Annotated in this window: 15 protein-coding genes and 3 pseudogenes; 12 read left to right on the forward strand and 6 right to left on the reverse strand. The window is 69.9% G+C overall.

Annotated features, from left to right (window positions below):
• Genes FHX80_RS29040 through FHX80_RS29070 form a run of 7 tightly spaced genes read left to right on the forward strand, consistent with a single transcriptional unit; the run spans position 1 to position 6780 of the window.
• The gene (locus tag FHX80_RS29040; protein ID WP_145766906.1) at positions 1-849 is read left to right on the forward strand and encodes a sirohydrochlorin chelatase; all 849 of its coding nucleotides are present in this window, start codon (positions 1-3) and stop codon (positions 847-849) included.
• Positions 846-1307, forward strand: a complete 462-nt coding sequence (locus tag FHX80_RS29045) for an urease subunit beta (RefSeq protein ID WP_145766907.1) — start codon at positions 846-848, stop codon at positions 1305-1307. Before FHX80_RS29040 ends, FHX80_RS29045 begins: the two co-directional genes overlap by 4 nt.
• Positions 1307-3031, forward strand: a complete 1725-nt coding sequence (gene ureC / locus FHX80_RS29050) for an urease subunit alpha (RefSeq protein WP_145766908.1) — start codon at positions 1307-1309, stop codon at positions 3029-3031. The genes FHX80_RS29045 and ureC overlap by 1 nt, the downstream gene beginning before the upstream one ends.
• 5 nt (positions 3032-3036) lie before the next feature.
• Positions 3037-3783 carry an urease accessory protein UreF gene (locus FHX80_RS29055; RefSeq protein WP_145766909.1) on the forward strand — a complete coding sequence of 249 codons (747 nt, stop codon included), beginning with the start codon at positions 3037-3039 and terminating at the stop codon, positions 3781-3783.
• Between the two features lie 30 nt (positions 3784-3813).
• Positions 3814-4434 (forward strand): urease accessory protein UreG, encoded by a 621-nt coding sequence (ureG, locus tag FHX80_RS29060; RefSeq protein ID WP_145766910.1) that lies wholly within the window; start codon positions 3814-3816, stop codon positions 4432-4434.
• Position 4435: 1 nt separating this feature from the next.
• On the forward strand, positions 4436-5395 hold the full coding sequence (locus FHX80_RS29065) for an urease accessory protein UreD (protein WP_145766911.1): 960 nt from the start codon (positions 4436-4438) through the stop codon (positions 5393-5395).
• A gap of 35 nt (positions 5396-5430) precedes the next feature.
• On the forward strand, positions 5431-6780 hold the full coding sequence (locus tag FHX80_RS29070) for an ammonium transporter (RefSeq protein ID WP_145766912.1): 1350 nt from the start codon (positions 5431-5433) through the stop codon (positions 6778-6780).
• A gap of 117 nt (positions 6781-6897) precedes the next feature.
• Here FHX80_RS29070 and FHX80_RS29075 read toward each other — a convergent pair whose 3' ends face one another.
• Genes FHX80_RS29075 through FHX80_RS29085 form a run of 3 tightly spaced genes read right to left on the reverse strand, consistent with a single transcriptional unit; the run spans position 6898 to position 9747 of the window.
• The gene (locus FHX80_RS29075) at positions 6898-8334 is read right to left on the reverse strand and encodes a lipase maturation factor family protein (RefSeq protein WP_145766913.1); all 1437 of its coding nucleotides are present in this window, start codon (positions 8332-8334) and stop codon (positions 6898-6900) included.
• A 37-nt stretch (positions 8335-8371) separates the two neighbouring features.
• Complete coding sequence (locus FHX80_RS29080) at positions 8372-8896, reverse strand: DUF1990 family protein (RefSeq protein WP_145766914.1); 525 nt, start codon at positions 8894-8896, stop codon at positions 8372-8374.
• Entirely contained in the window at positions 8893-9747 is an 855-nt protein-coding gene (locus tag FHX80_RS29085) for a YndJ family protein (RefSeq protein ID WP_145766915.1), read from the reverse strand. The genes FHX80_RS29080 and FHX80_RS29085 overlap by 4 nt, the downstream gene beginning before the upstream one ends.
• Positions 9748-9977: 230 nt before the next feature.
• On the opposite strand from FHX80_RS29085, the gene FHX80_RS29090 reads away from it, so the two are divergent.
• From FHX80_RS29090 to FHX80_RS29110, 5 genes and pseudogenes are all read left to right on the forward strand, one after another.
• A complete protein-coding gene (locus FHX80_RS29090; RefSeq protein ID WP_145766916.1) occupies positions 9978-11147 on the forward strand; it encodes a DUF6777 domain-containing protein in 1170 nt (389 codons plus the stop codon).
• Between the two features lie 172 nt (positions 11148-11319).
• Positions 11320-11781, forward strand: a pseudogene (locus FHX80_RS29095) (hypothetical protein); the annotation flags it as partial.
• Positions 11782-12088: 307 nt separating this feature from the next.
• A pseudogene (locus FHX80_RS29100) lies at positions 12089-12691 on the forward strand (IS3 family transposase); the annotation flags it as partial.
• 287 nt (positions 12692-12978) lie between these two features.
• Complete coding sequence (locus FHX80_RS29105) at positions 12979-13395, forward strand: transposase domain-containing protein (protein WP_167523689.1); 417 nt, start codon at positions 12979-12981, stop codon at positions 13393-13395.
• On the forward strand, positions 13323-14498 hold the full coding sequence (locus tag FHX80_RS29110) for a transposase (RefSeq protein WP_167523691.1): 1176 nt from the start codon (positions 13323-13325) through the stop codon (positions 14496-14498). Before FHX80_RS29105 ends, FHX80_RS29110 begins: the two co-directional genes overlap by 73 nt.
• Before the next feature lie 68 nt (positions 14499-14566).
• Here FHX80_RS29110 and FHX80_RS29115 read toward each other — a convergent pair whose 3' ends face one another.
• The 3 genes and pseudogenes from FHX80_RS29115 to FHX80_RS36875 all read right to left on the reverse strand — a co-directional run.
• Positions 14567-15622, reverse strand: a complete 1056-nt coding sequence (locus FHX80_RS29115) for a type III polyketide synthase (protein WP_145766920.1) — start codon at positions 15620-15622, stop codon at positions 14567-14569.
• A gap of 450 nt (positions 15623-16072) precedes the next feature.
• Positions 16073-17278 carry a cytochrome P450 gene (locus FHX80_RS29120; protein WP_145766921.1) on the reverse strand — a complete coding sequence of 402 codons (1206 nt, stop codon included), beginning with the start codon at positions 17276-17278 and terminating at the stop codon, positions 16073-16075.
• A gap of 355 nt (positions 17279-17633) precedes the next feature.
• Positions 17634-18458: pseudogene (locus FHX80_RS36875) on the reverse strand (LppY/LpqO family protein); the annotation flags it as partial.
• Positions 18459-18495 lie beyond the last annotated feature (37 nt).

Below are 18495 nucleotides of genomic sequence, written 5' to 3' on the forward strand. Positions count from 1 at the left end.
GTGGCCGAGCGCTTCGGTGTCATCGCCGTGTGCGGCCGCGAAGCCGCGTACGGGCGGGCTCTGGACGGGGTCGTGGACCCCGGCGTGAACGTCGTGCCGAGCGGGCGCGAGCTGTTCCGGAGCGTCTCCGCGCACCTGCGCCGGGGCGAGGGCACCGTGGTCGTCCCGATGACGCTCGGCCGTGACCCCGAACTCGTCGCGGACACCGCCCGGACCCTGCGCGCCGTCCCCGGCGGTGAACGGGCCGCGACCGTGCTCGCCGAGCCGTTCGGCACCGCCCAGCACCTCGTCGGCTGGCTGCGCGCCGCCGCGGGCCGGGTCCCTGAGACCTCCGCCCTGCTGGTCACGGCCCCGTCCGGGGACCCGTTCGAGGACGCGGAGCTGTACCGGATCGCCGCGCTCGTACGCCGCTACGGGCGGCACGACCTGGTCGAGGTGGCGTTCACCGGAGGGGATCCCGACCCGGCCGAGGGCGTCCGGCGCTGCCGGCTGCTCGGCGCGGAGCGCGTGACGCTGCTTCCGGCCGGATTCGCGCCTCCGGAGGCGCCCGAGGTCTCCGGCGCGGTTCGGCTGCCCGTTGACGTGGCGGGTCCCCTCGTGCCCGCGTCCGCGCTGCGGCGGGTGCTGGCCGAGCGGGTGTCCGACGCCCGGCGGCGATGGCGCGAGCGCGGCGACGACGGTATCGCGACGGGGCTGACCGCGGCGGAGAACCACGGTCACTCCCACACCCACCCACCGGGCGAGGGACACGACCACGGTCATGGTCACCACCACGGCCCCGGACATACGCACATGCATCAGCACCCGTCCGCCGATGGAGCGGGCCAAGTCATCAGGAGCATCGCATGACGTTCCGTCAGAAGTACATCTACGGCAAGGACCCCGTCGAGATCAACGCGGGCCGCCGCACGCTGAAGCTCACCGTGAGCAACACCGGTGACCGTGCGGTGCAGATCAGCTCTCACTACCACTTCTTCGAGGTCAACTCGGCGCTGTCGTTCGACCGCCATGAGACGCTCGGCATGCACCTCAACATCCCCGCCGGCACCTCCGTGCGCTTCGAGCCCGGTGGTTCGCGTGAGGTCGAGCTGTGCGCGTACGCCGGAACCGGCCGTCTGGTCGGCTTCAGCGGGCTGCTCAACGGCAGCCTCTCCTCCCACCCGGCACGCGTCGAAGCCGTCCGCAAGGCCATCGAGCAGGGCTTCCAGGGAGCGCAGGGCACCCCCGCCGCCAAGAACGTCAAGGCAGCCAAGCCCGGCGCCAAGGACTCCAAGGTCACCAAGGAAAAGAAGAAGGGTTCGCGCTGATGCCCATCCTGCCCCGCAAGCAGTACACCGACATGTTCGGCCCGACGGTCGGCGACCGCTTCCACCTCGCCGACACCAACCTCGTCGTCGAGGTCGAGAAGGACTACAGCGAGGGCCAGTACGGCGACGAGGTCCTCTACGGCGGCGGCAAGACCATGCGGGACGGCATGGCCTCCGACCCGCAGGCCACCAGTGCCCAGGGCGCACTCGACACCGTCATCACCAACGTCGTGGTCATCGACCCGATGGTCGGCGTCGTCAAGTGCGACATCGGCATCAAGGACGGCTTCATCGTCGGCATCGGCAAGTCCGGCAATCCGCAGACCCAGAACAACGTCGACCCGGACCTGGTCATCGGTCCCGGTACCGAAGCCATCGCGGGGGAGCACCTCATCGCCACCGCGGGCGCCATCGACACCCACGTGCACCTGATCTCCCCGCAACAGGCCGAGCAGGCGCTCACCAACGGCATCACCACCCTCATCGGCGGCGGCACCGGACCGACCGACGGCACCAACGGCACCACCTGCACCCCCGGCCCGTTCAACATCGCCAGGTTCCTCCAGGCCGCCGAGGGCTTCCCGGTCAACCTGGGCATCATGGGCAAGGGCAACGGCAGCCTGCCGGAAGCGCTCAGCGAGCAGATCGTCGCGGGCGCCTGCGGGCTCAAGGTGCACGAGGACTGGGGCGCCACCCCGGCCGTCATCGACAACGCTCTGAACGTCGCCGACGCGCACGACGTCCAGGTGTCCATCCACACCGACAGCCTGAACGAGAGCGGCTTCTTCGAGGACACCCGCTCCGCGATCGACGGCCGGGCCATCCACACCTTCCACAGCGAGGGCGCGGGCGGCGGCCACGCCCCCGACATCATGCGGGTCGCCGGCGAGCCGAACGTCCTGCCGTCCTCCACCAACCCGACCCTGCCCTACACCAAGAACTCGGTGGACGAGCTCCTGGACATGGTCATGGTCTGCCACCACCTCAGCCATGACATCCCCGAGGACGTGTCCTTCGCCGACAGCCGGGTGCGGGCCGAGACGATCGCCGCCGAGTCGGTGCTGCACGACCTCGGTGTGATCAGCATGTTCTCCTCCGACTCCCAGGCCATGGGCCGGATCGGGGAGTCCGTCACCCGGGCCTTCCAGACCGCGCACCACTGCAAGGACAAGCTCGGCAGGCTGGAGGGCGACTCGGCGCGCAACGACAACCAGCGGGTGCTGCGCTATCTCGCCAAGGTCACCATCAACCCGGCCATCGCTTCCGGCATCGCCGACCACGTGGGATCGATCGAGAAGGGCAAGCTCGCGGACATCGTGCTGTGGCCCATCCACTCCTTCGCGGCCAAGCCGAAGATGGTGATCAAGGGCGGCATCGTCTCCTGGGCGCAGATGGGTGACCCCAACGCCTCGCTGCCGACCCCGCAACCGGTCATCTACCGGCCGATGTTCGGCCAGCTCGGCAAGGCGCTGCAGGCGACTCATGTCACCTTCATGTCCCAGGCGGGCATCGCCGCCGGGGTGCCGGCCGAACTCGGCCTGGAACGGCAGATCCTGCCGGTCCGCCGCACCCGTACTATCGGCAAGCACAACATGATCCGCAACGACGCCCTGCCGGACATCCAGGTCGACCCGGAGACGTTCAAGGTCACGCTCAACGGCAAGGTCGCCACCATCGACCCGGCCGAGACGCTGCCCCTCAACCACCTCTACTTCCTGGTCTAGGGCCGATGTACCGAAACGAGGACGACACCGCGGGCGAACCCCTGTCGGCCGCGGTGACGGCCGGCACGGGTCTCGGACCGCTGCTGGTCAGCCTCCAGCTGACCGACTCCGCGTTCCCGAGCGGCTTCTACACGCTGTCGCACAGCCTGGAGGGGTTCGCCCAGGCCGGGGCCGTCGACCCGGCCACCGTGCCGCTGCTGCTCCACGACCTGCTGCTGCACGGCGTCGGTCCGGCCGACGCCACGGCCCTCGCCCTCGCCCACCGCGCGACCGCGGCGGGCGACCTGACGGCCGTCGTCCGGATCGACGAGCACCTCTTCGCGACCAAGCTGGGCCGCGAGATGCGCCAGGCCGCCACCCGGACCGGGCGGCAACTGCTCGACCTGGGTCATGAGGTCTTCGACCGCCCGGAGATCGGCGACTACTTCGACCGCGTCGTACGCCGTGAGGCCCCCGGAACGCAGGCGGTGGCCGCAGGTGTCATCTACGCCGCGACCGGGGTCCCGGTCCGGCAGGCCGTCGCCTCCGACCTGTTCGCATTCTGCGTCAGCTTCGCGGGCGCGGCCCTCAGACTCCGGCTGACCGACCACCGCTCGGCGCAGACCCTCCTGCGGGGTGCCGCACCCGTCATCGAAGCGGCCGTCGAGGCGGCGCTGCGGCGCGAACTCGACGACGTCGGCGCCACCGTCTTCGCCTCGGACATCATGTCGGGCCGTCATGAACGCGCCGAGGCAAGGCTCTTCGCCAGCTGAAATCCACCCCGTCTCATACCAGGGAGCACCATGGACGACAACGTACTGCGGGTCGGCATCGGCGGACCGGTCGGATCCGGCAAGACCGCGCTCATCGAGGCGCTGGTGCCGATTCTGATCGAGCGCGGGCACCGCCCCTCCGTCATCACCAACGACATCTACACGCAGGAGGACGCCCAGCACGTCCGCCGCACCCTGGCCGGAGTCCTCGAACCGGAGCGGGTCGTCGGCGTCGAGACGGGCGCCTGCCCGCACACCGCCGTACGCGACGACCCCACGATGAACCTGGCGGCCGGCGCGGAGATGCTGGAGCGCTTCCCGGACACCGACACGCTGCTCTACGAGTCCGGCGGCGACAACCTCACCCTGACCTTCAGCCCGGCACTCGTGGACCTCTTCATCTTCGTGCTGGACACCGCGGAGGGCGAGAAGATGCCCCGCAAGCGCGGCCCCGGCATCACCGAGTCCGATCTGCTCGTCATCAACAAGATCGATATCGCGAAGTACGTCCGCACGGACATCGACGTCATGGAGTCCGACGCCCACCGGGTCCGGGACAACCGCCCCGTCGTCCTCACCGACTGCCTGACCGGTGTCGGCATCGACGACATCGCGGTCTATCTCGAATCGCGCCGCAAGGTGCTGATCTGAGATGACGCTCGCCCCGCACCGGCCACCGGTCGACCGGCTCACCGAGGAGTACTACACCGCGGTCCGGGTCCCCCCGGACGTGGCGGCCCTGGCCTCCGTGCCCGACACCCTCGCGCCCGGTTCCCCGGCGAAGGTCGGCATCCTCGACCTGGCCTTCGCCGTACGGGGCGAGCGCACCGAACTCGTCGAGCGCTACCAGAAGACACCGCTGCAGATCATGCGGCCGCTGTGGATCGACCCCGCACTGACCGGCATGAGTTACGTCTATCTGATGGCGACCGGCGGCGGCGTCGCCCAGGCCGACCGCTACCGGATGGACTTCCGCTGCGGCCCCGACACCCAGGTCCATCTGACCACCCAGGCCGCCACCAAGATCTTCCGGATGGAGCACGACTACGCGAGCCAGCGGGTGCACCTCACTGCGGAGGCCGGCAGCTACGTCGAGTACCTGCCGGACCCGCTGATCCCGTTCAAGGACGCGCGCTTCTACCAGCGCACCGAGGTCACGGTCGCAAGCGGCGCCACCGTCGTCGTCGGTGACACCCTCACCGCCGGACGGCTCGCCCGCGGCGAGCGCCACGCCTACCGGGTGCTCGCCACCGACCTGCGCATCAGCCGTCCCGACGGCACCCTGCTCGCCGTCGACACCCTGCGCCTGGCCCCGGGGCGGGACGGCGAAAAAGTCCTCGGACCCGGTGTGTTCGCCGGTCACGACCATGTCGCCTCGCTCTTCGTCGTGACCGACCGCGCCCCGGCCGCCGAACTCGCCGACACCCTGCACGAGGCGCTGGCCCCACTCGGCGTCCTTTACGGGGTGAGCACCCTGCCCCGGGACTGCGGCGCCTGGGTGCGGCTCCTGGACGACAGCCCGATCCGGGTCGCCGCGGCCCACCAGGTCGCCTGGCAGTCCGTACGCCGGCTGCTCACCGGCCATCCCGCCCCCGACCTGCGCAAGCCGTAGCCTCCGCCCCCACGACACCGACGAGGTACCCGCCGATGAACACCGCTCCCGCGCCGATGCCACCCGCGTACAACTCCGGTGACACCGCCTGGCTGCTCGCCTCCACCGCCATGGTGCTGCTGATGACGCCCGGTCTCGCGTTCTTCTACGGCGGCATGGTGCGCACCAAGCACGTGCTGATGATGATCAAGATGAGCTTCGCCGCACTCGCGTTCGGCACCCTCGTTTGGTGGGTCATCGGATACACGCTCGCGTTCGGACCGGATGTCGGAGGAGCCGGAGTCATCGGCAATCTCGACCATGTGTTCATGCGCGGCATCGACCTGACCACGCTGACCGGTTCGATCCCCACCTATGTCTACAGCACCTTCCAGATGGGCTTCGCCATCATCACGGTGGCGCTGATCAGCGGTTCGATCGCCGACCGCGCCACGATGAAGGGCTGGCTCGTCTTCGTCGTGCTGTGGCTGCTCATCGTCTACATCCCCCTCGCGCACTGGGTGTTCGACACGGACGGCTGGATCGTCAAGCACCTCGGCGCCCTCGACTTCGCCGGCGGTCTCCCGGTGGAGCTCAACTCCGGTGTCGCGGGCCTCGCCGTCGCGCTCGTGCTGCGGGCACCACGCGACTTCGCCCGCCGCGAGGAGCGCCCCAACAACATTCCGCTTGTGGTCATCGGAGTGGGGCTGCTCTGGTTCGGCTGGTTCGGCTTCAACTCCGGCTCGGCGCTGAGCGACCAGGGCACCGCCGCCGCGGCCTTCATCAACACCCAGCTCGGGGCCGCGGGCGCGATGGTCACCTGGCCGCTGGTAGAGAAGTGGCGTACCGGCAGGGTCACCACGATGGGGGTCGTCTCGTCCGCCGTCGCGGGCATGGTCGCCATCACCCCGGCCTGCGGCGAGATCAACACGCTCGGCGCGGTCATCACCGGCCTCGTCGTCGGCGCGGTCTGCGCCTTCGCGATCACGCTGAAGTTCCGTTTCAACGTGGACGACACCCTCGACGTAGTGGGTGTGCACGGTGTCGGCGGGCTGATCGGCCTGATCATGGTCGGCCTGTTCGCCACCGCACGCATCAGCGGCAAGAAGGGACTGTTCTACGGAGGCGGCTGGGGGCTGCTGGGCAAGCAGCTGGTCGCTATCGTCGCCGTGATCGCCTTCTCGTTCATCCTGACCTGGCTCATCGCCAAGGCCGTGGAGCTGACCGTCGGGTTCCGTGCCAAGGAGGAGTACGACAGCGTTCCCGGCGCGGAGGCAGAGCGGGCGTACGACTTCCAGACCGCCGAGCGCCTCGGTGCGCTGGTCTCCGGCAAGCCCGTGACCAGCGACGACGAACTCGTCAAGCAGATCAGCACCCTGCTGCGGGCCCGCGAGCACGAGAAGTAGCCGGACGGGGGGCGGGCCGGGCATCGAATGCCCGGCAGCCCCGGTTCTTCGTCGGCGACTCGCGGGTCATCGACGTACCGGCGGCGGCCCGCAGGACCGGCGAGCACCCCCGGGCGTTCAAGATCGCCTGGTCCGGCTGACCGGAGAGGGACCCGGCGGCACCGGGCGCATGAAGTCCCGCACGTAGGTGCGGTGCCACCAGCGTCCGGTGGCCCGCAGTTCGCGCCAGGTCGTGTACCGGTAGCGGTACACCCTGGCGCGGACGTGCGTCGGCGGAGCACCGGGGAACGGGTTGTGCCGCAGCAGCCGCAGCGTGTCCCGGTCGTTCTCCAGCAGCCGCTGTACGAACGGGCCGAACCACGGGCGGGCGTAGGCGGGCGAGAGCGCGGCGAACCACATCATCCAGTCGAGCCGCAGATGGTACGGGGCGAACTGGCGCGGCAGCCGCCGCGGATCGCCCGGCTTCCCGCGGAAGCCGTACTCCCGCCACACCGTTCCCGGGTGCACGACCGGCTCGTCCGTTCCCTCGACCACCACCTCCAGCCGGACCCGGCTGATGCTGCCGAACGCGCCGTACGCGTTGACCAGGTGCAGTGGGTCGAAGGAGCGGTTCATCGCCTGGCGGCGCGAGACCAGATTGCGGGCCGGGCGGTAGCTGAGGACCAGGACCAGGGCGGTGACGGCGATGACCACCACCTCGTACCAGAGGGGCGCGCCGGACTGCGCGGGCGGCTCGGCGACCAGGGACCAGTCGACGGCCGACAGGGCGAGCGCGATCGTCAGCCAGTTGAGCCACGCGAAGTTCCCCGACAGCACCAGCCACAGCTGGGTGAGGACCATCAGACCCGCCGCCGCGCTCGCCACCGGCTGCGGGGTGAAGAGCAGCACGGGTACGAGCAACTGGGTCACATGGTTGGCCGCGACCTCGGCCCGGTGCAGTGGTCTGGGGAGGTGGTGGAAGAACCAGCTCAGCGGTCCGGGCATCGGCTGGGTCTCGTGGTGGAAGTACAGGCACGTCAGCTTGCGCCAGCAGTCGTCGCCGCGGATCTTGATCAGCCCGGCGCCGGACTCCACCCGGAAGAGCACCCAGCGCAGCAGCCACAGCATCAGCACGGGTGGGGCGGTGTCCGCATTGCCGAGGAAGACGGCGAGGAAGCCGGTCTCCAGCAGCAGTGACTCCCAGCCGAAGCCGTACCAGGTGTCGCCGACCTGGACGATCGACAGGTACAGCACCCAGGGCAGGGCCCACAGCAGCATCGCCGCCCACAACGGCAGCCGGCCGTCCACGCCGGCGATCAGCGCGACGGAGATCGCACAGCCGGTCCAGGCGACCAGGGCGAAGAAGCGGTCGGAGTAGTGGAGGCGGAAGAGCCCGGGTGCGGTGCGCCAGTCCGTGCGCCGCAGGAGTTCGGGCACGGGCAGCATGCCGCGTTCACCGATCAGCGCCCGGAACTGGAGCGCGGCGGTGAGGAAGGCGGTCAGATAGATCACGGCGAGCGCTCGCTGAAAGATCAGCCGGCTGAGCCAGTACCCGTCTGCGGTGAACCATTCCATCGCCTCCAGTATCGGCCCCGCGGCGCCTTTCGGCGCGTCAGTTCCGCTGGTCGCGCCCCTCCGAGACGATCCGGCGCAGTGTGCTGCCGAGCCTGCGCGCGTACCAGCGCTGGGCCACCGGTACGAACGGACCGGCGAGCCGGGCGTACCAGCGGGCGGGCCGGCTGAACGCCATGACGGTGAACGACACCGTCCCGTCGTCCGCCAGGTCGACCACGAAGGACTCCTCGCCGCACTCGGGGTGCCGGGGCAGCGTCCCGTACGCGAATCCGATGCGCTGCGGTCCGTACTCGGTCCAGATGACCTGGCAGGGTGCGATGAAGCGGAACGGGCCGACCCCCAGTGCCACCCGAACGGACGCTCCGGGCTCGGCGCGTGGTGCCGATGCCCTGACCCGGGCTCCGGCGGCGCGGTGCATCCGGAATTCGGTGACCGCGGCGCCTGCGGCCTCGAAGTCGGCGCGGCCGTGGCCGATCCGGTCGCGGTGGTGGAGGTGGTGGTAGCCGTCGGGGAGCGGGCCGAGACGGGTGGCGCCCGCTTCCGGATAGGTCAGGGTGCTCATGCGGTGCGTCCTTCGTGATCGGTGCGGTCGCGGAGCCGTTTCCAGGCGAGCACCGAGCAGAGCGCGAAGCCCAGCGCGTTGCCGACGCCGTGCGTGGCGGCCATCCAGGTCAGGGTGGGGTGGGGCAGTCCGGTCGCCTCGCCCAGTGCCCAGCTCAGCGCGAGCACCATGGTCAGCACGAGCACGGCGGCCGAGATGGCGAGCAGCAGCCGGGTGGCGCGGTCGCGGGCGGCCGGCCGGACCGTCTGCCAGGTCAGCAGGGCGACGGTCCACATCCCCGCCGTCAGCACGACGGCCCCGGCCAGCTCGGTCCGGTCTCCGGCGAAGTAGCCGATCAGGACGAGCAGGGTACCCAGCGGCACACTCAGCGCGGCGAATCTGCCCGCCGTGCTGTCGACGAGCCGGCAGACCAGCCCGGAGACCAGCGCGGCGGCGAACCCGGCGAAGTGGAAGTGCGGCACGGTCAGCGCCAGGATGCCGAGGCCGAAGCCGAACAGGGGGTGCCCCGAGCGTTCGGCGACCAGCGCGGTCGCGGCGATCGAGGGGGTCACCAGAGCGGTGAGCAGCGCGATCTCGGCGGGCGCGGTCCGGATGGAGAGCAGCGGGGCGGGGCGGCGGACGAGTCGCGGAAGGCAGTGCAGTGCGAGGGCTGCGGTCCCGAGGGCGTAGCACAGGGCGAGGGCCGTGGCGGGCAGGCCGCGCGGCAGCCAGAGCGAGACGGCTCCGGGTACGGCGAAGGCCGGCCACAGGCGTCGTATCCGGTCGAGGCCCGGTACGCCCGCCAGCAGCAGCCCGGCCGGCACGATCACCAGCATGCCGAGCATCACGATCAGACCGACCAGGACCGACATGACACATCCCTCGTCTTGAACATGTTCAAGTGATGTCGGTGCCGACTCTAGAGCCTTTCTTGAACGTGTTCAAGGTGAGGGGGCGACGCCGTCCGGCGCACTGCGCCCGTCGCGTGCCGCCGGCTTGCGGGGGAGGGCCGACTGCGGCAGACATGAGGGGACCACTCGCGACCGGTGAACCGGCCATGAGGGGACCGCTCGGGACCGGTTGACCGGCAGGAGACCTCTTCGTGCGCTCACCCATAAGCCTGCGACGTGCCGCCGGCGCCACGCTGTCCGCCGGAATCCTGCTCGCCGCGGGCTGCGCGCAGGCCGCCCCCGGCGGCGGCAGGGGCACCAAGGGGACGGCCGACGCCCAGGAGGTCGTCCTGCTGCCGGCCGCGGAGCGGGGGCCCGACCCCTTCACCGGATCGACGGCGAGGCCGGTCGGTGCGGCGCCCGCCCCGTCGCGCACCGGTTCCCGGGCGGCCCCGGCCCCTGGCGGCCCGGCGGTTCACAGGCTCGCCGGCTCCACCCCCGGCCTCTACGGCGGCACCCGCTCCGTCGCCTCCTGTGACGTCGGGAAGCAGATCCGCTTCCTCGCCGCCGACCGCGCCAGGGGTGAGGCCTTCGCGCGGGCCGCGGGCATCGCCCCGGCGGGCATCGCCGGCTTTCTGCGCGGGCTGACCCCGGTCCTGCTGCGCGCCGACACCCGGGTCGCCGGCCACGGCTTCAGCGGGGGAGCCGCGACCACGGTCCAGGCCGTGCTCCAGGCCGGCACCGCGGTGATGGTCGACCGCCACGGGCTGCCGCGCGTGCGCTGCGTCTGCGGAAACCCGCTGACCCCGCCGAACGGTGCGCGCGCGGCGGCCGGCCGGGGGGAGGGGTGGACCGGCTACGACCCGGAACGCACCGTCGTCGTCGAGCCCACCGCGCGCGAGGTCACGGCCCTGGTGATCGTCGACGTGGACGACAACGCCTGGATCGAGCGCCGGGCCGGGGACGGGGCCGCCCGGGACCGTGTGCCCGAGGTGCCGCCGCCGTACGGCCCGGGCACCGACATCACCGGAAGGCTGCCCGGCCTGCCGCCCGCGGAGCCGACCCCGTCGGGAACCACCGCGCCCACCGACTGTCCGACGCCGGGCGTCCCGACGCCGCCCGGGGAGGAGGCCGCCGCGACCGCGAGCCCTTCGGCTGCGCCGTCGGGGACCCTCGCGGACAGCCCGGCGGCGCCGCCGGGCTGTCCGACGGACCCGCCCTCGCGCGACCCCACCGACGAGCCATCGGGCGCACCGTCGGAGTCTGTGCCCGACGAGCCGCCCGGGGACCTGGTGCCGCCCACGGACGAGGAACCGCAGACCGCCATCGAGCTGCCGTGGCCGGACGGTACCGGGGGTGCCGCCGAGCACGTCGCCGGATGAGGCCGGTGAAGGGTTGAGGGCGAGGCCTGAGGGCGGGGCGGGGATCAGGTCTTCGTGCCCGCCCTGAGGGCGTGGAGGGCGGGAAGGTGATCTGATGTCATCCCGCTTATGGTCCAGACCTATTGACGGATGGTCTGGACCACTTTAGCGTGTGCCGCGTTGTGGCGGACGGGATGCCGGAGAGACGATGTACTTCGACCCGAGCGTGTGGGACATGCGCAACAGCGAGGCCGGGGCCTGGAAGGTAGCGGCCGAGGTGCACTTCAACGGCGGCGGTGGTGACACCGACGACAAGAGCCTGACGGTCTACGTCAAGCGCAACTCCCGCCTGACCGTCAACGCCTCGCCCGAACCGGTGTCCAAGGGCAGGACCATCACCGTGACCGGAAAGGTCACGCGGGCCAACTGGGAGACCAGGAAGTACGCCTCCTACGGAGGCCGCACGGTGAGCCTGCAGTTCAAGCCTGCCGGTGCCGCCTCGTACACCAGGGTGAAGAAGGTGTACGCGAACGGCTCGGGTGATCTCAGGACAACCGTGAAGGCCTCCAGGACGGGTACGTGGCGCTGGGTGTACTACGGCAACACCACCACCGCGCCGTCGACATCGTCCGGGGACAACGTTGTGGTGAAGTGATGTCCGCCGTGCCGGCGGGCTGGTGGTGGCCGAGCCGGCGGTATCGGCTGCGACGGCCAAGGCGTCTGGTCCGCCGCGATCGCGGCGGACCAGACGCCTTGCGTCCTGGCCGACCGGCGAGCGGGCGTGCACGGGCCTCAGCGCAGCGTGAGCCGGCGCGCCGTGCTGACCATGAGGCCGGTTACCGCTCTGACGGACGACGCCCCGATGCTCACTCGATGTCCCGGCCGGCCGCGCCGGTCCAGGCCGCGGACCCGATGCAGGCCGAGCTGGCCGCCGCGCGCGAGTGAATCCGCGAGCTGGAGGGGAACACGACATCCTGCGCAAGGCTGCCCGGTATTTCGCCGGGGAGACGCGCTGGTGAACCGCTGCCAGTTCGTTGACGACCACCAGCGCCGTTACGGCGCGGGCCGCCCGCCAGGCCGCCGACGACCGGCTCGCCCGGCGCATACGCACTGTCCACACCGCTTCGGACGGCACCTACGGCGTCCCCAGGATTACCGCCGAACTCCGCGAGGACGGCGAGCGCGTCAACCACAAGCGCATCGCCCGCGTCATGCGCCCGATCGGGCTGGCCGGCCTGCGACTTCGCCTCAGGCACCGCACCACCATCGCTGACCCGGCCGCGGCCAAGGCGCCAGACCTGATCGGTCGCGACTTCACCGCGACGGCGGTGAACACCAAGTACGTCGGCGACATCACGTACGTCGGCGACATCACGTACTTGAACGTCGGCGATGGCAAATGCTGCTTTCTGGCGACGGTGATCGACCTGTGCTCACGCCGCATGGCCGGCTGGGCGATCGCCGACCACATGCGCGCCGAGCTCGTCATCGACGCCCTGGCGGCGGCCGAGCGGTGCCGCGGCAGCCTCAACGGCGCGACTGCTCACACCGATTACAGAGCCCAATTGCTACGCCGGCCACAGCCGCATAAGCCGGTGTCCAACATCCGGGGTCAAGGTCCAAGGCCGGGTAGTTAGCGCTTTCGCTGGTCACGCAAGGGATGTTGACGGGGCCTCGACGTGAAGCAACGGAGCTCGTTGGTACAGGCAGTCGTCCAAGACAGCTTGTCCCGCAAGGAGCTCCGTTGCCTGTTCACTGTGTCTCGCCGTCGGCGCTGGCGGCCATCACCCGTACGGTGACTGTGGCCGCGGGCCGGTTCGCTCCTGGACATCTGGGGGAGCTGACGCCGGTCATGCCGTTCGAGCTGGTCGACGCGGTCTTGTCCGAGACCGGGACCGTGCAGCGGCGGCTGCGTGATCTGCCCTCGCGGGTCGGCGTCTATTTCCTCGTGGCGATGTGCCTGTTCCCCGAGGTCGGCTACCGGCTGGTCTGGGACAAACTGACCGCAGGTCTGTCGGGGATGCCGGTCGTCTGCCCGAGCACGAAAGCGCTACGTGATCTGCGCCGCAGAGTCGGCAGCGCGCCGGTGCGGGCGTTGTTCGAGGTGCTGGCCGGGCCGTTGGCCCAGCCGACCACACCGGGGTACGGTTCGGCCCGTACCGGACGGTGTCGTTCGACGGTTGCAGCTCGATCAAAGTGCCCGACAGTGAGCGCAACCGCGGCTGGCTGGGGCGGTGCGCGCACGGCGGCTATCCCCAGGTCGAGCTGATGACGCTGGTCGAGACCGGCACCCGGGCCGTGATCGGAGCGGTCTTCGGCCCCACCCGGGAGGGCGAAACCTCCTACGCCACCAGGCTGTTGCACCATCTGGGCCCCGAGATGCCGGTGTTGTGGGACCGGGGCTTCGACGGCAACGACTTCCTCGCCGCCGTGCACTCCACCGGCGCGCAGGTCCTGGGCCGCATCAACCAGCGCCGCCGCCCACCGGTTCTGAAGGTGCTCACCGACTCCTCCTACCTCTCGGTCATCGGCGGCGTCCCGGTACGCATCATCGAGGCCCGGGTAAGCGTCCTCTGCACGGACGGCAGCGCCTTCGAGGGTTCCTACCGCCTGGCAACCACACTGATGGACGCCCGTCGCTACCCCGCCGACCGCCTCGTGCACCTGTATCACGAGCGCTGGGAGCACGAGAGCGCCTACTACGCGCTCCGCCACACCATCCTGCATGCACGGAGCCTGCGCTCGCATGATCCGGTCGGCGTCGAGCAGGAGACGTGGGCCTTGCTCACCCTCTACCAGCTTCTGCGCCGCACCATGGTCGAGGCGGCGGAGTCCCGGCCGGGCACCGATCCCGACCGATGCGGCTTCACTATCGCCCTCCAAACCGCTCGCGACCTGCTGGTATGCGCGGAAGGAGTCTTCGAGCAGGGCATCGGGGAGATCGGCTGGCGAGTCCTGTCGACGCTGTCGCCCGCACGGCGAAGCCGCGTCAGCACCCGCAAGGTGAAGTCACCCATCTCCCGTTATGCGGAAAGGAAATTGGACGGCCGGCCCGACAATAGCAAGGTCGTGAACTCGACGACGATCACTCTCCTGCCGCCCCCGCTGCCGCAGCCCGCACTGCCCGCGACGACCGACCGGGAAAACACCGGCAATCGCATGGCACGTGTCCTGACCATCCTGCAGGCGGAGCCCGAACGACTATGGCGCTCAAGGGAGATCGCCGTGCTCCTCGGCGACGTCACCCTCGTCTCCACCTATCGCCAACTTGCCCGCTGGACCGAGAGAGGAAAGATCAAGAGAGTCCGCACGGGCCGCTACGCGGCCATCACACAGATCCCGAACCCCTTGCGTGACCAGCGAAAACACTAACTACCCGGCCTTGGGTCAAGGTCCCTCTGCCCCGGACCCCGGTCCTCAGACGCCGGACGGGCTGAAACCTAATCGGAGTCCGTCGTCCAGGTGCCCAGGGAGATCTCGGCGGTGATGCCGGGGCCGAAGCCCGCTGTCAGGCCGCGGTGGCCGTCGAGGGCCGAAGCCTCGTCGAACATGCGGCCAAGGGCGTCGAGCACCACCGCGCTGGCTATGTTGCCGTACTCGGTGAGCGTGGCGCGGCTGAAGCGGAACGCTTCCGGCGGCACGTCGAGGAAGCGGCTCAGGTCGTCCAGGATGCGCGGGCCGCCCGCGTGGATGATGTAGAAGTCCATCTTGCCGGCGTTCCACTGGTGCTCCTCCGCGACGTCGCTGAGGGCCGGGGCGAGGGGCTCCATGGTTCCGGGCACACGCTTGTCGAGCTGGAAGTGGAATCCGGTGGACCGGACCGCGTAGGAGATCCAGTCCTCGGTGTCCGGGATGATGTACGAGCCGTTGCGTTCCAGGCGGACTCCGGTGCCACCGTGGCCCCGGACCGCGACGGCGGCTATTCCGTCGCCGAACAGGCCGTTGGACAGCAGGGATCCGACACCCAGGTCGGTGGGCTGGTAGCACAGCGAGCAGAACTCGCAGGCGACGATCAGCACGTTGGCCTCGGGGTACGCCCTGCAGAAGTCGTGGGCCCGGTTGACGGCTGCGCCGCCCGCCGCACAGCCGAGTTGGGCGATCGGCATCTGTCGCGTCTGCGGCCGGAAGCCCATCTCGCCGATGAGCCACGCGGTCGGGGGAGGCATCATGAAGCCGGTGCAGGAGACATAGATGATCAAGTCGATCTGCTGCGGCTCCAGTTGGGCCTGATCGAGTGCTTGGCGCACCACCGCCGGCACCCTGGCCTTGGTCTGCTGTTCGTAGGTGATGCTGCGGGCGTCGAAGCCAGGGTGCTGCAGCACCTTCTCGATCGGTTGGATCAGATGCCGTTTCTGTACCCCAGTATGTTCGATCAGACGAAGGACCAGGTCGATCTGCGGATGGTCGCCGTGCAACCGTTGAGCCAGTTCCAGGGTTTCCTCGTTGGTGATGATGTACTCGGGAACCTCGATTGCCGGCTTGCAGAGAACCGCCATGGAACTCCTCCTAGCGGACGTTTGGTCCGCACCGCCGGGCCCGCAACGGTTACGGGGTGTTCACCGACGCGGGAGTGGCCACCACGGCTCCGCACGTGCGGTGCCGCGCGCAACTGAGCTCTGGTGGATTCCCGCGCCGGGTTCGGTACCCCAGATACGGGCGCGGACGGGCCGACCGTCGAAGACTGAGTTCTAGCCGTTCGTGGGCGGATGCCGATCCGCCACGGCTCGGGTGGGTGGCCTTCGGGATCACGCTACGGCAGGTGGATCGGGGCCGCATGTCGAGCCGACGCCCGGCGTGCAGCGCGACGCGGCAAGGCGCACAGCGCGCAGCAAGGCGCCCGGCGGCCCGGAATCGTTCCGGGTTGCCGGGCGCCCTGGTGCGACGCATCATCAGTGACAGTCACTTTCCGTGCGCAGAGGCCCGGTGCGTTGCCGGACCGCCCCTGTTCACCAGGCGACAGGCAGCTTGAGGGGATAGCGCCAGATCGAGGTCTTGTTCCAGCGCACTTCCTCGGCCGGCGTCGCCAGCTTCAGAGCGGGGAAGCGCTCCAGCAGAGTTCCGATGGCGACCTGGAGCTCCGTGGCCGCGAGCGGGGCACCCAGACAGTGATGGCCGCCCCAGCCGAAGGTCATATGGGACGTTCCCTCGCGCTCCAGATCCAGCTCGTCGGGCCGGTCGAACTTCCGGCTGTCGCGGTTGGCCGTCAGATAGGAGACGTGCACGATGTCCCCCGCCCGGATCGCCACGCCGCTCAGTTCCACGTCCTCGGTGGCGACACGTGGGATGCCGACACCCTTGCGGAAGGGAATGAAGCGCAGTAGCTCCTCGATGGCCTGTGGGAGCATGTCGGGGCGGGCGCGCAGCATCGCGAGCTCGTCGGGCCTGGTGAGCAGCGTGTAGGCGATGTTCCCGATCTCGTACGTGGTGGTGTCCTGGCCCGTGATGAGCAGCACCATGGCCATCACGGTCAGTTCCTGGTCATTGAGGATCTCGTCCCCGTCGCGAGCCGTGGCCAGCGCGCTGATCAGGTCGTCGCCCGGGTTCTCGCGCCGCTGCGCCGTCAGCTTCTGGAAGTAGGCGCGGAGACCGGCCTTGGCCCGCACCGCGTCGTCCCGGTTCTCGACGGTCGTGTCCATCATGGTCCGGGCGTGGGCGCGCAACTGTGCGCGGTCGGCCTCGGGAATGTCGAGGACCTCGCAGATGGTGGTCAGGGGCAGCGGGGCCGCCAGATGCTCGAAGAGATCGGCGGGGGTGCCGTGCTCCTCCATCCGGTCCAGCAACTCGTCCACGACATGCTGGGTACGCACCTTCATGCGTTCCATGTGACGAGGCGCGAAGCCCTTGGAGATCAGGCTGCGCAGGCGGCTGCTGCCCGGCGGGTCCATCACATTGATCGCTTCGTCCTGAACGATCGGCTCAGGGGTCATGCGCGGGAAGTTCCGGCCGATGATGGCTCTCCGGCTGAAACGCCGGTCGGTGGTCACCGTGCGCACGTCGTCGTAGCCGGTGACGAGCCATGCCTCGCCGTCGCCGTGCGGCAGCCGGATGCGTGAGACGGGTTCTTCGGTCATCAAGTGCCTGAGCACCGGGTCGAATTCGAGGGCCTCGGCATAGTCGAACGGGCAGTGCCGTGCGCCGGAGACTGGTTCCATACGGAGCTCCAGAGGTGTATCTGACGGGTGGTTCGAGGAATCCGCGGGCTGGACAGGACATGGGTGCCCGGTCACCCGCACGGGCACGCGCCGCTCCGGGCCGATTGGTCCATATGCAGAGCGGATTCGACGGCCGGGGTCGCTGGACCGGCGCAATCGGTCCAGCGACCCCGCCCGGTCGGTACGGCGGGTACGGCGCGTTCGCCGGGGTCGGATTGGGCGGCCGGCTCAGCCGGGAGGCACGACGTCGGTGGCGTCCACCGCGGGGCGCACCGCCCGGGCAAGCTCGACGCCGTCGCCCACGGCCCCAGAAGTGGGTGAAGAAGAGGCGGGGATCCTCCGCCAGGTGATGGTTGTGCAGCTCGACGAGCTTGATCCCGCCGCGCCGCAATGCCTTCAGTACGTTCTGGACCTCATCGGTGAGCATGACGCAGTCGCCGCTGAGCGCGGCCCGGCCGCCGCCCAGTGGCTGGAAGTTGAACGCGCTGGTCGATCCCAGGCCGGGCGGCAGGATCAGATGACCGTCCGCGATGGTCTCCCGGCGGAGGAAGACGATCTTGTAGAGCCCGTCCTCGATGGAACCCTTGGCGCCGAGCACCGCCTCCATTGCGGCGATGTCCAGGTCGACCGGGGTCGGCGGGCCCGGCGGCAGGGCGGGCGGGGTCCCGGTGCGGTCGAATCCGGCGCGCAGTCCGCGGGCCATGGCCACCGCGTCGTTGCCGTGTGCGTGGACGTGGGTCCAGCAGATGTCGGGGGTCTGGGCGAGCAGGTGTTTGTGGAGCGCGGTCTGCTCGATTCCGTGTGCCTGCCAGGCGTCGGTCACCGACTGCAGTTCGTTCTCGGTGACCACCACGTCGCCCATCAGCATCGTGCTGCCGTCGGCATACCGGACGAAGGCCACATGCGTGCCCAGCGCGAGCCCCGCTGTGACGACGACGCCGTCGGAGACCACGTGAAGGTCCTGCCGGGGGAAGCCCGTGTGGTAGGTCGTTCCGCGCAGCATGTTGCCGGTGCGGCCCAGCGCGCTCGCCACGCCCGCCCAGTCGGCCAGGCCGGTCGGCACCGGCTTGACCCGCCTGCCGTGCCCCGGCATGTCCATCCCGGCGGGCAGGGCGCGAGCGGCGGCGGCCATCGATACTTTGCGCTGCAGCTGCTGCTCTTGCTCCTGGTGAAAGCACATATGAAGTTCTTGTCTGGGTGGATCACTTCAAGCCGTC

The sequence above is a fragment of the Streptomyces brevispora genome, assembly GCF_007829885.1.
GTDB classification, from domain to species: domain Bacteria; phylum Actinomycetota; class Actinomycetes; order Streptomycetales; family Streptomycetaceae; genus Streptomyces; species Streptomyces brevispora.

Excerpts from the sequence above, each read along its gene's own strand:
- FHX80_RS29045 (WP_145766907.1), top strand. The coding sequence starts at position 846 with ATGACGTTCCGTCAGAAGTACATCTACGGCAAGGACCCCGTCGAGATC.
- ureC (WP_145766908.1), top strand. The coding sequence starts at position 1,307 with ATGCCCATCCTGCCCCGCAAGCAGTACACCGACATGTTCGGCCCGACG.
- FHX80_RS29055 (WP_145766909.1), top strand. The coding sequence starts at position 3,037 with ATGTACCGAAACGAGGACGACACCGCGGGCGAACCCCTGTCGGCCGCG.
- ureG (WP_145766910.1), top strand. The coding sequence starts at position 3,814 with ATGGACGACAACGTACTGCGGGTCGGCATCGGCGGACCGGTCGGATCC.
- FHX80_RS29065 (WP_145766911.1), top strand. The coding sequence starts at position 4,436 with ATGACGCTCGCCCCGCACCGGCCACCGGTCGACCGGCTCACCGAGGAG.
- FHX80_RS29070 (WP_145766912.1), top strand. The coding sequence starts at position 5,431 with ATGAACACCGCTCCCGCGCCGATGCCACCCGCGTACAACTCCGGTGAC.
- FHX80_RS29075 (WP_145766913.1), bottom strand. The coding sequence starts at position 8,334 with ATGGAATGGTTCACCGCAGACGGGTACTGGCTCAGCCGGCTGATCTTT.
- FHX80_RS29080 (WP_145766914.1), bottom strand. The coding sequence starts at position 8,896 with ATGAGCACCCTGACCTATCCGGAAGCGGGCGCCACCCGTCTCGGCCCG.
- FHX80_RS29085 (WP_145766915.1), bottom strand. The coding sequence starts at position 9,747 with ATGTCGGTCCTGGTCGGTCTGATCGTGATGCTCGGCATGCTGGTGATC.
- FHX80_RS29105 (WP_167523689.1), top strand. The coding sequence starts at position 12,979 with ATGCCGTTCGAGCTGGTCGACGCGGTCTTGTCCGAGACCGGGACCGTG.
- FHX80_RS29115 (WP_145766920.1), bottom strand. The coding sequence starts at position 15,622 with ATGGCGGTTCTCTGCAAGCCGGCAATCGAGGTTCCCGAGTACATCATC.
- FHX80_RS29120 (WP_145766921.1), bottom strand. The coding sequence starts at position 17,278 with ATGGAACCAGTCTCCGGCGCACGGCACTGCCCGTTCGACTATGCCGAG.